This is a genomic window from Paenibacillus sp. GL_099_B, from assembly GCF_057835695.1.
In genome coordinates this window covers 5,535,255-5,548,515 of sequence record NZ_CM174430.1, presented here as the reverse complement: position 1 = coordinate 5,548,515, position 13,261 = coordinate 5,535,255, and the positions used below count along the sequence as shown (strand labels likewise).

The window sequence follows — 13,261 nt, the reverse complement described above, 5'->3', positions numbered from 1 at the left end:
ACGACGATGGCAAGCAAGTGATAAATATATGCAATGCCTAAATTAAATTATTGAAAGTGAGATGATTGTAATGCAACAAACATTCAGAATTACAGACGAAGATGGTATCCACGCACGTCCGGCGACAGCCCTGGTTAATACAGCAAACAAATTCAAAGGTGCAGAATCCTTTGCAGAAGCTAACGGTAAAAAAGTAACTTTGAAATCCATCCTGGGTGTACTTTCCCTTGGTTTGGAACAAGGCGACACCATCAACATCATCGTTGAAGGCGAAGGAGAAGCTGAAGCTCTTCAAGCTCTGACAGACGTTATGGTTAACGAAGGGCTGGGCGAAATTAATGCTTAATGTTTCTGGGATCGCGGCTTCGGCGGGTATTGCTATCGCCAAGGCGTTTATCTTGGAGCATCCCAACTACTCTGTAGAAAAACGCGAAATCAACGACGTTGACGCAGAGATCGCGAAACTCGACTCGGCTCTGGGCAAGTCCCAGGCTGAGCTTGAGGCGATCAAAGAGCGTACTTTACAAGAGCTTGGCGAGAAAAAAGCTGAGATTTTTGCTTCGCATTTGCTCATTCTGAATGACCCGGAACTGATTGATCCGGTTAAAGCGAAAATTGCAGATGATAAGATTAATGCGGAATTCGCATTGAACGAAACAGCAACGCAATTTATCGAAATGTTCGAAAACATGAAGAGTGCTTACCTGCAGGAACGTGCTGCGGATATGCGTGATGTAACCAAACGTGTGCTAAATCACTTGCTTGGTATCGAATTCATGAGTCCGGCTGAGATCAGTGAAGAAGTGATCGTGCTTGCGGAGGATCTTACGCCTTCCGACACGGCTCAACTGAACCGTCAATATGTAAAAGGTTTTGCAACCAATATTGGTGGACGTACTTCTCACTCCGCGATCATGGCTCGTTCCCTTGAAATCCCGGCTGTCGTTGGAACCAAAGACATTCTGGCTCAAGCGAAACAAGGCGATATGATTATCGTTGACGGTTTGGACGGTCACGTACTGGTTAATCCAACGGATGATGTTATTGCTGAGTATCGTTCCAAACAGGAGCAATACGATGCACAACGTGCGGAGTGGAGAAAACTGCGTGATGAGCCAACGGTAACGGTGGACAACGTTCATGTGGAACTGGCAGCCAACATTGGTACACCGAATGATGTTGCTGGTGTTCTGGAGAATGGCGGCGAGGCTGTAGGCCTGTACCGTACCGAGTTCCTGTACATGGGCAGAGACAAGCTTCCTTCCGAAGACATTCAGTATAATGCTTACAAGGCTGTACTGGAAAAAATGGAAGGCAAACCTGTTGTTGTTCGTACACTCGACATCGGTGGAGATAAAGAGCTTCCATATCTGGACCTGCCAAAAGAAATGAATCCATTCCTCGGTTTCCGCGCAGTTCGTCTGTGTCTGGACCGTCTGGACATTTTCCGTACTCAATTGCGTGCATTGCTGCGTGCAAGCGTACATGGTAACCTGCGTGTCATGTTCCCTATGATCGCAACACTTGGTGAATTCCGTGAAGCGAAAGCTGTCTTGCTCGAAGAGAAAGAGAAGCTGGTTGCTGAAGGTATTGCTGTTTCTGACAGCATTCAACTCGGAATCATGGTCGAAATTCCTTCGACTGCAGTTCTGGCGGATCAATTTGCCAAAGAAGTGGATTTCTTCAGTATCGGAACGAACGATCTGATTCAATACACAATGGCTGCTGACCGTATGAACGAGCGTGTGGCTTATCTGTATCAACCATACAACCCTGCCATCTTGCGTTTGGTTAAAATGGTAATCGATGCAGCACACCGTGAAGGCAAATGGGTTGGCATGTGTGGAGAGATGGCCGGAGACGAAACAGCAATTCCATTGCTGCTCGGTCTCGGACTGGATGAGTTCAGCATGAGTGCAACATCCATTCTGCCAGCTCGTAGTCAGATCACCAAGCTGTCCCGTGCAGACATGCAAGAGCTTGCTGCCAAAGCACTGGATATGCAAACGGCTGAACAAGTCGTTGAATTGGTTCAAAGCATTCAAGCGTAATTTTACGGGGTTTCCACCCGATTTTAAGGGTTCTTTTTCCGATAAAAAAGCTGCAGTCTTGCAGCGATTTTGCCGGTATCTGTTGTTACAGCAGATACCGGCTTTTTTTGTGTGTTGATATAAGAGCTAGGATAGGAATATCGAGTGAAACATATTGAAGGGAGAGGGATCGTATGTAAATCAAAATAAAAATAAAGCTCTTGCTGACTTGGAAACATCAGCAAGAGCTCAGTGTGACTAAAATTATTACATCATTAACTGCAAGCACAGTTCAGTACAGGTTTACGGGCCGCTGTTGTTTCATCCAGACGGGTAACCGGTGTGCCATAAGGGGCATTGAGTACTAATTCAGGTGTCTCTTCTGCTTCCTTGGCAATGCGAATCATCGTATCGATGAACCCATCAAGTGTTTCTTTGCTCTCGGTTTCCGTTGGTTCGATCATGATGCACTCCTCAACGTTCAGCGGGAAGTACACGGTTGGCGGGTGATACCCAAAATCAAGCAATCGTTTGGCAACATCTAGTGTACGTACACCATACTGCTTCAACCCCCGACCAGACATAACGAATTCATGTTTACACACGCCTGGATATGGAATCTCGTAGTAAGGTGCGAGACGGGCCATCATGTAGTTGGCGTTGAGCACCGCACATTCAGATACCCGGCGCAAGCCTTCAGGTCCATAGGTACGAATGTAGGCATAGGCACGGACCAGAATGCCGAAGTTACCATAATACGCTTTGACCCGGCCAATGGATTGATCGCCTTCGCGATCCAATTCATATATACCCTCATCATTTTTAATGACCATCGGTTTCGGCAGAAACGGAATCAAGCGGCTCTTCACGCCAACCGGGCCGGCACCAGGTCCACCTCCGCCGTGCGGAGTACTCATCGTTTTATGCAAATTCAGATGCACCACGTCGAAGCCCATATCGCCAGGTCGGGTGATGCCCATAATGGCATTGGAGTTGGCACCATCGTAGTACAGCAGGCCACCTGCCTGGTGCACAATGGAGGCAATCTCCTGAATGTCTTTTTCAAAAAGTCCGAGTGTGTTCGGGTTGGTCAGCATCAGCGCTGCGGTATCCGAACCAACTGCTGCGCGAAGTGCGTCCAGATCTACCAGACCATCTGCGCGGGAAGGGATCGTTACCGTTTCGAAACCTGCTACGGTTGCACTTGCCGGGTTGGTCCCGTGAGAAGAGTCCGGTACGATAACTTTCGTGCGCTGTTCACCACGACCTTCGTGGTAGGCACGGATCATCATGAGCCCGGTCCATTCGCCATGTGCTCCAGCGGCCGGTTGCAGCGTAACGGCGTCCATACCGGTTAGTCCGGCAAGGTCATTTTGCAACGTGTAAAGCAGTTCAAGTGCACCTTGAATGCTGGATTCATGCTGATATGGATGAATTTTGGCGAACCCGTTGTAACGGGCCACATCCTCATTAATCTTCGGATTATATTTCATCGTACAAGAGCCCAGCGGATAGAATCCGTTATCTATCCCGAAATTACGACGAGACAGGGCAGTGTAATGGCGAATGACGTCAACTTCAAAAACCTCAGGCAATGCTGCTGCTTCCGACCGAAGCATTTCCCGGGGAATCAGGGAATCCACAGCTTGACGGGGAACGTCGCATTCAGGCAAGGAATAAGCGACCCGACCCGGACTGCTAAGTTCAAAAATCAACGATTGCTCCGGTGCTGGAGAGGCAGCCTGGTTAGTGTCTGTTGTGCTGGTTTCAGGTTGGCCCGAAGTGGAGATAGAGGTTACCGTTTCCGATTGTCCTTGAGCTGATGTCGTCGTAGTTGTCTTTGTTGTCGTTTCTTGAGTCACAGCGATCCCTCCAATACACGTGCGAATTCGTCGATCTCTTCCTTGCTGCGTCGTTCAGTAACCGCAATCAGCATATGTCCGGCGAGCTCGGGATAATCACGTCCAAGCTCATAGCCGCCAATGAAACCTGCATCGAGTAATTTCAGTTGTAGTGGTTCCACATTTGTTCCTTCAGGCAGTTGGATAACAAACTCATTGAAAGTAGGTGCGGTAAACGTAAGAGAGACGCCTGGAATTGCGGTAAACGTGTTAAGGGCATAATGGCTCTTTTGCAAATTCAAATCAGCGACGTCGATCATGCCTTGTTTACCCATAATAGACATATAGACAGAGGCGCTTAGCGCGAGTAACGCCTGGTTGGAACAGATGTTGGACGTCGCCTTTTCCCGGCGAATATGCTGTTCCCGTGCTTGCAGCGTGAGTACAAAACCACGCTTGCCGTTGCGGTCCGTTGTCTGGCCTACAATTCGGCCAGGAATCCGGCGCATATGAGCCTGGGATACGGCGAAGTATCCGCATGTTGGGCCGCCGAGTGAAGCGGCGATGCCAAGGGGCTGCGCGTCGCCAACGACGATGTCAGCACCCAGCTTGCCTGGGGCTTCCAGCAGACCCAGCGATAGCGGGTTGGCGCTGACCACGAGCAGACTCTTGTGCGCATGCGCAAGATCTGCGGCCTGTTTTACATTTTCCACGGCGCCGAAGAAGTTCGGGCTTTGGATCATGACGGCTGCGGTGTCATCGGACACGGCGGCTTGCAGGGCATCCCAGTCTGTTACACCATTTTGATATCCAATCTCAACAATCTCCAGATTGAGGCCGTGAGCATAAGCTTGCAATACCTGACGGGATTCGGGGTGCACGGTACGTGACACAATCAGCTGTTTGCGGCGGGTTGCCGCTGCGGCCAGATTGCCTGCTTCCGCAAATGCTGTCGCACCATCGTACATGCTGGCATTGGCTACAGCCATGCCTGTTAACTCACAGATGTAGGATTGAAACTCGAAAATCGCCTGCAATTCTCCTTGGCTGATCTCGGGTTGATAAGGTGTATAGGCTGTATAGAACTCGGAACGGGAGATGACATGATTAATGACGGAGGGAACGTGGTGATCATAAATGCCTGCACCCAGGAAACTGGCGTGTGTCTCGAAGTTGGCATTCGCTCCCGCTAGCTTCGACATATGACGTGTCAGTGCGTATTCATCCAGTTTGGAGGAAATAGGCAGTTCGCCCTGATAGCGAATCTCCTGTGGAATGTCATGGAACAGATCCTCAATCGTTTCCACACCGATGGTTGCCAGCATGGCACTCTGATCCTGCTCGGTCATGGGAATGTAGCGATGCTTGCTCATGCTTGATCAGCTCCTTGAGTAGGTGTCTTTGGCGCACGTGTCCGTTTATGAAATGGGGTCTTCACGACCTCGGCTTTCAGTTTCTTGCCACGAATCTCAATCTCCAGCGGGGTACCCAGTGCAGCATATTTACTGTCAATCAAGGCCAGCCCCAGATTGCGTTTCAATGTAGGCGATTGGGTGCCTGTGGTCACTTCACCAATCTGCACGCCTTCGGCGTAAATCGGATAATGGGGGCGGGGAATGCCCCGTTCCAGCACTTCGATGCCGACCAGCTTGCGGGCAGGCCCATCATTTTTTTGCTGCAACAAGGCTTCATGTCCGATAAACGGTCCGGCATTTAGCTTCACAAACATGCCAACGCCAGCCTCCAGCGGTGAGATGGTTGAAGACAATTCCTGTCCATACAGGGGAAGCTTAGCTTCAAAACGCAGGGTATCCCGGGCACCCAGTCCTGTCGGAACGAGTCCGTGACCTTCTCCCGCTTGCATCAATCCGTTCCAGACCTCAGCAGCTTGTTCCGCAGGAACATAGAGCTCAAAGCCATCTTCACCCGTATATCCGGTGCGGGATAACAACAATGTAACACCACATACCTTCGCATTTGCCACAAAGCGGAAAGGCTCAATGGAAGACACATCGGTGTCTGTCACCGTTCTGAGAATATCTACAGCCAGAGGACCTTGGAGGGCGAGCAGCGCCGTTTGATCCGAATCATTGGTCATTGTTACGCCTGGCGTCATATGCTGTTGCAGCCATGCCCAGTCCTTGTCGATGTTGGAGGCGTTAACTACCAGCATATAATGCTGGTCTTTCAATTTATAGATCAGCAGATCATCGACCACGCCGCCATCCGGATAACACATTAACGTGTATTGGGCCTGACCGGGAACGATTGTTGTTACATCATTGGTGGTCATGTGCTGTAAAAAAGCTTCTGCGTGTTCACCTTGTACGGTGAATTCGCCCATGTGGGATACATCAAATAATCCGGCACGTTCTCGCACCGCTTCATGCTCTTTCTGAATTCCGCTGAATTGCACAGGCAGCTCCCAGCCGCCAAAATCAATGCATCGTACGCCTTCATATTGCTGATAGAGTGGAAAGAGTGGGGTTCTAAGCAAATCGGACATCCAATCACCTCGTCATGGGCCGTCAACCGGCCGAGTGTATAACCATGGATCAATGAATTTGGCATCATATTTTATAAAAGAAGGTAAGGACGCTATAAGGCAGCGCCGCTCTATAACCTGTTTTCGTTTTTTTGGGAAAAAGGAAAAGGACAGGCCAAAGAATCGGCATGCCAGAAGCACGCTGTATTCTTAGGCTCTGTCCTTGGTACCTGAGAGTTACCCCGCCGCCTGATGCAGCAAGTTTCCCCTTGGGTGATCATAACGCCCACACAGGGCGAATAGATGCTCTCCAGAGTTGCGTCCCGTAAAAGTCCTTTTGCCTGAGAGATTCACCTCCGCTTGTCGGTGGTTTACTCCTTCGGCGTTACCGCATGTACACCCTGATTCGGGTGTCAAGGGTAATCTCTCCCTTTACATTCATCCGCGGGTATTGCATAGACCAATTAAACACATTTACTACTCTCATTAAAGCCTGAATCGTCTATTGATGTCAAGAACGATATCATAGAAATGAATAAAAAATCCGAATGATATTTTCAATTCACTTCACAACGTTCGTCTATTTATAAAGAGTGCGCTTACTTTTCTAATATTCACCATTATATGTAGGGAGGGTCCATTTGAGTTACAGGCATATAAGGAAGAAAAACAAATAAATTGTGAGGTATCTTGACATTTGAATCGAAAATATCATACGCTATGTTCTGGGAAAAAGGTTAAGGTCAAAGAAACGCATGCACTCATTAATGAAAAGCGAGGCGGATATCGATGAGCGAATTGAAAAGTGATTTCCTGTACAGTGAAGAGCACGAATGGGTGCAGACCGTAGGGGAGGATACCGTACGTATTGGTATTACCGAGTTCGCGCAGCATCAGCTGGGTGACATTGTGTTTGTGGAATTGCCTGACCTTGAATCGGATGTAAAAGCGGAAGACGGCATTGGAACGATTGAATCCGTCAAAACCGTTTCGGATTTGTTTTCTCCTGTCAGTGGAACGATTATTGCTGTGAATGATGCATTGCAGGATTCCCCGGAGCTGGTTAACAACTCCCCATATAAGGAAGGCTGGATGATTGAAATTCGTGTTGAGGGCGACCTGACAGCAGCACTTTCCACATTGATGAATGCGGATGCGTATCGTAAACATACGGAATAATATTAAGGTGCAAATTTCCGCTAGATACGGAGTTTCAGCTTGATGGAAAAGTCCGTTTAACGTAATAAAAATGAATCGATTGATTATAGATCCGGATGGTGATACAGCTCATTCGGAGAATACTTAGGCGCAATTGCCTCACCTGGGACAGGGTGAGGTAATTGCGCTTTTTTTCGTTGTTAACTGATGAATGGGATGGAATGAATATCAATCTAACGTGTTTCATCATTATTTCTAATTGAGATAGAAACAGCTCATTTAAATAGAATAAATTTACAATTTCATTTGTCATTAAAATGGGGCATTTCGTGGGTATGATACATGAAAGGGAATAACAGGTTCCAATCCATATACAGGTGTAAATAAGGAACAATCCTTTAAATTTAAATCTTGTCATCAACGTTCATGACGGAAGTAGGTTTTCATTTCGTTGTAGAAGATACCGTTTTCATTTACGATATGGTTGTAAATTAAAGATTTATTGCAGATTTGTACCTTCGTTCGTCTGGATCATCGTTGTCAAAATTCAGTGGAATCAAGGTTTAATATGTTGAGGAGGTTTTCAATATGAGTTCAGTGGACGCAAAGTCCGAAAAAAGCGGAGGAATACGGGTCGGCGTTCAGAAGTTTGGACGTTTCCTAAGCGGTATGGTTATGCCGAACATGGGTGCATTTATCGCCTGGGGTCTGATTACGGCATTGTTCATTCCAAAAGGATGGTTCCCTAACGCAGATTTTGCATTGCTGGTTGATCCAATGATCAAATATTTGCTGCCTTTGCTTATCGGTTACACAGGCGGTACCATGGTACACGGCCAACGTGGTGGTGTAGTCGGTGCGATCATGACCATCGGGGTTATTGTCGGCAGTGACATTCCAATGTTTCTTGGTGCTATGATAGCCGGACCATTGGGTGCCTGGGTCATTAAGAAATTTGACAAAGCTGTCGATGGCAAAATTAAATCAGGGTTTGAGATGCTGGTTAACAACTTCTCCGCTGGTATTATTGGTGGGATTTTGGCCCTTCTAGCCCTTAAAGGCATCGGGCCTTTCGTTGAAGCGATTAGCAAGGTGTTGTCAGCCGGGGTAGAAGCTTTGATGAATGCTGGTCTTCTCCCGCTGGTCAATCTGATCATTGAGCCAGGAAAAGTATTATTCCTGAACAATGCGATCAACCATGGGATTCTGACACCAATTGCTACGGATCAAGCAAGAGAATTGGGTCAATCCGTATTATTTATGCTTGAATCCAATCCAGGACCTGGACTCGGCATTTTGCTGGCATACTGCTTCTTCGGTCGCGGATCTGCCAAGTCTTCCGCTCCAGGTGCTGTAATCATCCATTTCTTTGGCGGGATTCACGAGATTTATTTCCCTTACATTCTGATGAGACCGATACTGATTCTGGCTGCGATGGCTGGTGGTGTAGCGGGTACATTGACCTTTATGCTAACTGGAGCTGGTTTGGTTTCAGCACCGTCACCGGGAAGTATCATTGCTTACTCGTTGTTAACACCTAGGGGTGGATACCTTGGCATGTTTGCAGGGGTAGCCGTAGCTGCGATCATCTCGTTCCTCGTAGCATCCATACTGCTCAAAACAGGTAAACAGAAGGACGAGGAAGATCTGGATAGTGCTTCCAACCGCATGAAAGATATGAAAAATCAGGGCAAAACGGGCAACCTCACCGTTGATAAAGACAATCGTGAAGCTGACCGTGCAGCCGATATTGCTTCTTCGGCAGTAAAAACGGATATCAATAAAATTGTATTCTCCTGTGATGCAGGTATGGGTTCGAGTGCCATGGGGGCCTCGATTCTGCGGAAGAAAATGAAGGCAGCCGGTGTGGATATCGCTGTAACCAACACGGCGATCAGTGAGATTCCACAAGATGCCGACATCGTCATCACACAGAAAACATTAACTGACCGGGCCAAATCCGTGGCTCCAAATGCAGAGCATATTTCCATCGATAACTTCCTGAAGAGTCCTGAATATGAGGCACTGGTGGAGCGCCTCAAATCCGACTCCTGATGAGTAATATTACAAGGAGACAGCGTGAGATCGTGGAGTTCCTGCTGGAGCATCCTCATGAGGTAACTGCTGGCGATATAGCTGTTGCGGTCAAAGTAAGCACTCGTACCGTACATCGAGAGTTGCAGATGATTGAACAATGGCTTGAGCCCCTTGGCATGAGATTGGAAAAAAAATCGGGAACCGGGGTTCGAATTGATCCCGGTTCCGATGATTTGGCCGTATTGCGTCAACAACTTGAGCTTAACGAATATGTGGAGTTTACGCCCGAAGAGCGTAAACTCTTCATGCTTTGTATTTTGCTGGATGAATCCGAGCCTGTGAAGCTGCTTGCATTGGCCTCAGATTTGAAGGTAACCGTGTCTACGGCAAGCAATGATCTGGACGATCTGGAGCCACGCATTCAGCTGGCAGGATTGAAACTGGTTCGCAGGCGCGGATATGGGGTCAAGATCAATGGAAGCGAGCTGGCTCATCGCATGGCTATTTCCACGCTCGCTCTTGAATATCTGGATGAATCCGATTTGTTCGGTAGACAAGCGGAGCAGGGAGTTTCCAAAGTAAACAGCAAACTTCTGGAAATGATAGGGCATGAAGATGTACTTACGGTCGAAAATGCATTATGGCAGCCGGATATTGAGTGGTTGGAAAATATCCCGGAACGTCAATACATGAAGCTGTTGATCCAATTGTCTGTAGCGGTTGTGCGGATTCGCAAAGGCTTTGGAATAGGTCGGGGCACACAACAGGACAATAAAGACGTTGGAATGCCTCTGCAAGGTGAGCGGAAGGTGCCGGAATATTTAGCTTCCAGACTGTGCGGTGTTCTATCTGCCCAGCTTGGGCTGGAGTTTGTGGGCCAGGAGCAGGCTTATTTTCACAGGCTGCTGATTGAAATCGAGCAATCGATTCATTCCTCGCGTTTGCTGCCCATAGACGATCTGGTCTTACTCGACATGGTGCGTTCTCTCACAGATCGAATGCAGGAGAAAACTCATTATTCGTTCCATGAGGATCGCCTGCTCCGTGAAGGTCTGATTGCCCATATGGAGCCGGTGCTGGAACGAATGGATGGGCGGCAGCTCATCCGTAATCCGTTACTTCAGCAGATTCGCAAGGATTATGAATCACTGTTTGAGGATGTAAAGAAAGCAGTGCGAGAGGCTTGGTCCAATACGGATGTGCCGGATGAGGAAATCGGGTTTTTGGTAATGCACTTCGGTGCTTCCATTGAACGGCTGCGGGTGTTGAAGCGTGAAATCAGGGCTGTCGTCGTCTGTACGAGCGGGATCGGATCTTCACGGATGTTATCGAGCCGTTTGTCCAAGGAAATTCCCGAAATTCGGATTGTGGACAGCGTGTCCTGGTATGAAGCCGCACGTATTCCGAAGACGGAATATGATCTGGTTCTCTCTACCGTGGATCTGCCAATGGATAAACATCAATACTACAAGGTGAGCCCACTGCTGACGGCAGAAGAAAGTGAACGTTTAAGGCACTTCATCAGGACAACGACGCTTCAGCGGGAACATAGTCCCCCACCTGAAGCAGGTTCAAGGACAACAGGACGGGTTTCCGATCCAGTTGGATTGGAAGCCACACTGATTGAAATCGTACAGATTATTGGCAAGTTTCAGGTGTTCCCGCTGGATAATCAGGATATCGGATTTTTGGAAACGGCCTACGCCATGTGCAACGTTTTGCATCAATCCGGTGTGTTGAATAATCCAGAAGAGATTGCCAGGCTGCTGGAGGAGCGTGAAGCGGTTGGAAGCCAGAAAATTCCCGGGACTTCCCTCGCTTTGTTTCATACACGCAGTGATGGCATTCACAGTCCTTCAATTACGCTGTTCCAATTGACAGAGCCGCTTCTACGCACTTCGGAAGACCCGGCAGGTGTCAGCCATGTGCTCTTGATGCTTGGACCCAGACAGTTATCGAAGGAAAGTTTGGAGGTACTGAGTGAGATCAGTGCACTATTATTGCAGGAAGAAATGATTGCATTACTTGAAAAAGGCAACCGGGATGATCTTATTCATTACTTATCCCAAGAGCTTGCGGGATTTTACCGCAGCAAAACCGAAATTGGAGGTATTCAAACATGAGTGTGTTAACTAAAGATAAAGTCATCATGAATGCAACGGCTCAGGACAAATACGAAGCAATTCGTATGGCAGGTCAAATTTTGAAAGATGCGGGACATATCACCGCTGAATACATTGACAAAATGCTGGAGCGTGAAGAGATTGTCTCCACGTACGTCGGCAACGGACTTGCGATTCCACATGGCACGAAGGAATCCAAATCATTCATTTTGTCCACAGGTATATCGGTCATTCAGTTCCCGCAAGGTGTTGATTTTGGGGAAGAGAAAGCGTATATGGTAATTGGTATCGCTGCTCAGGGCGGAGAACATATGGAGATCCTGACCAGCATCGCAGTCATCTGCGCCGAGGAAGAAAACATGGAAGCTTTGCGTCATGCTCAAACTGCTGAAGAAGTCATCACTATTTTGGAAAGTGAAATGGAACTATGAAGGCCCTTCACTTTGGAGCAGGTAATATTGGACGTGGCTTTATCGGATTGATTCTGTCCCGTGCAGGCTACAATGTCGTTTTCTCGGACGTTAACCAGGAGCTGGTTAAGGCTCTAGAGCAGCGTGGAGAGTACACGGTTGAACTGGCTAACGAGGCCAAGGATCTGGAGACAGTTACCGGTGTGAGTGCGATCGATGGCACTAATCTGGATACCGTAGCCCAGAACGTTGCAGAAGCTGAACTGATCACAACCGCAGTAGGTGTGGGGATTTTGAAACATATTGCTCCCGGTATTGCCAAAGGACTTACGTCCAGACTTGGAACGGGTGATGTCTTCCAGCCCCTTCACATTATTGCCTGTGAAAATGCAATTGGAGCCAGCACTCAGCTGAAAGAACATGTATATGGTCTGCTTGATGAGCGTACTCGCCTGCTTGCGGATCAGTACGTGTATTTCCCGGACTCTGCCGTAGATCGGATTGTGCCGATTCAGCATCATGAAGATCCATTGCATGTACAGGTAGAGCCTTTCTATGAATGGGTTGTTGACCGTTCACAAATGGCTCCTGCTTTCAAACCGGTTGAGGGTATAATGTATGTGGATGATCTGGAGCCTTATATCGAACGGAAGCTGTTTACCGTAAATACTGGACACTGTATTGCCGCTTATATTGGATATGTGAACGGGTTTGATACAATTCAGAAGGCTATTGCCGATGAAAAAGTCAAATCCATCGTATACGGTGCCTTGCAGGAAACCGGAGCAGTTTTGGTGAAGCGTTTTGGATTCAATGCCGATGATCATCAGTTGTACATTGCCAAAATATTGGAACGGTTCGTTAACCCGCACCTGACGGATGAGGTAACACGTGTAGGACGTTCTCCACTGCGGAAACTGTCCCCGAATGACCGTCTGGTTCGCCCAGCTCTCCAGGCTTACGAGTATGGAACGGAGACAACACATTTGGCAATGGGCATGGCCGCTGCCTGCAAGTTCGACATTTCCGAAGACCCGGAAGCGGTAGAACTCCAGACTACGATCCAGCAAAAAGGGATTGAAGCAGCACTCAGCCAGTATACGTCCATGGATGAGAGTCATCCTGTACTGAAGCAGGCTGTAGCGCATTATCAACAACTGCAGAAGTAACGGTCTGT

General features: G+C 48.1%; 10 protein-coding genes and 2 riboswitches. Of the genes, 7 read left to right on the top strand and 3 right to left on the bottom strand.

Annotated elements, in window-relative coordinates; genetic code table 11:
- The first annotated feature begins 70 nt into the window (after positions 1–70).
- Positions 71–346 (top strand): HPr family phosphocarrier protein, encoded by a 276-nt coding sequence (locus AC3ITG_RS25185; RefSeq protein ID WP_024633102.1) that lies wholly within the window; start codon positions 71–73, stop codon positions 344–346.
- A complete protein-coding gene (gene ptsP / locus AC3ITG_RS25180) occupies positions 339–2,051 on the top strand; it encodes a phosphoenolpyruvate--protein phosphotransferase (protein WP_063566874.1) in 1,713 nt (570 codons plus the stop codon). Before AC3ITG_RS25185 ends, ptsP begins: the two co-directional genes overlap by 8 nt.
- A gap of 254 nt (positions 2,052–2,305) precedes the next feature.
- Here ptsP and gcvPB read toward each other — a convergent pair whose 3' ends face one another.
- The 3 genes from gcvPB to gcvT all read right to left on the bottom strand — a co-directional run bounded on the left by gcvPB (position 2,306) and on the right by gcvT (position 6,377).
- Entirely contained in the window at positions 2,306–3,745 is a 1,440-nt protein-coding gene (gcvPB, locus tag AC3ITG_RS25175) for an aminomethyl-transferring glycine dehydrogenase subunit GcvPB (protein WP_489254530.1), read from the bottom strand.
- 143 nt (positions 3,746–3,888) lie between these two features.
- Positions 3,889–5,244, bottom strand: a complete 1,356-nt coding sequence (gene gcvPA / locus AC3ITG_RS25170; RefSeq protein WP_489251713.1) for an aminomethyl-transferring glycine dehydrogenase subunit GcvPA — start codon at positions 5,242–5,244, stop codon at positions 3,889–3,891.
- Positions 5,241–6,377 carry a glycine cleavage system aminomethyltransferase GcvT gene (gene gcvT, locus AC3ITG_RS25165; protein WP_489251712.1) on the bottom strand — a complete coding sequence of 379 codons (1,137 nt, stop codon included), beginning with the start codon at positions 6,375–6,377 and terminating at the stop codon, positions 5,241–5,243. Before gcvT ends, gcvPA begins: the two co-directional genes overlap by 4 nt.
- Before the next feature lie 194 nt (positions 6,378–6,571).
- A riboswitch (glycine riboswitch) is annotated at positions 6,572–6,672 on the bottom strand.
- A 3-nt stretch (positions 6,673–6,675) separates the two neighbouring features.
- Positions 6,676–6,798: riboswitch (glycine riboswitch) on the bottom strand.
- A gap of 347 nt (positions 6,799–7,145) precedes the next feature.
- Between gcvT and gcvH the strand changes: the two genes are divergently transcribed.
- The 5 genes from gcvH (at position 7,146) to AC3ITG_RS25140 (ending at position 13,253) form a co-directional block, all read left to right on the top strand.
- Positions 7,146–7,535: a glycine cleavage system protein GcvH gene (gene gcvH, locus AC3ITG_RS25160; protein WP_489251711.1), complete on the top strand. Its 390-nt coding sequence runs from the start codon at positions 7,146–7,148 to the stop codon at positions 7,533–7,535.
- Positions 7,536–8,102: 567 nt separating this feature from the next.
- Positions 8,103–9,569, top strand: a complete 1,467-nt coding sequence (locus AC3ITG_RS25155; protein WP_489251710.1) for a PTS mannitol transporter subunit IIBC — start codon at positions 8,103–8,105, stop codon at positions 9,567–9,569.
- The gene (locus AC3ITG_RS25150) at positions 9,569–11,674 is read left to right on the top strand and encodes a BglG family transcription antiterminator (protein ID WP_489251709.1); all 2,106 of its coding nucleotides are present in this window, start codon (positions 9,569–9,571) and stop codon (positions 11,672–11,674) included. The genes AC3ITG_RS25155 and AC3ITG_RS25150 overlap by 1 nt, the downstream gene beginning before the upstream one ends.
- A complete protein-coding gene (locus AC3ITG_RS25145; RefSeq protein WP_024633110.1) occupies positions 11,671–12,105 on the top strand; it encodes a PTS mannitol transporter subunit IIA in 435 nt (144 codons plus the stop codon). The genes AC3ITG_RS25150 and AC3ITG_RS25145 overlap by 4 nt, the downstream gene beginning before the upstream one ends.
- Positions 12,102–13,253 (top strand): mannitol-1-phosphate 5-dehydrogenase, encoded by a 1,152-nt coding sequence (locus AC3ITG_RS25140; RefSeq protein WP_489251708.1) that lies wholly within the window; start codon positions 12,102–12,104, stop codon positions 13,251–13,253. Before AC3ITG_RS25145 ends, AC3ITG_RS25140 begins: the two co-directional genes overlap by 4 nt.
- Positions 13,254–13,261: the final 8 nt, after the last annotated feature.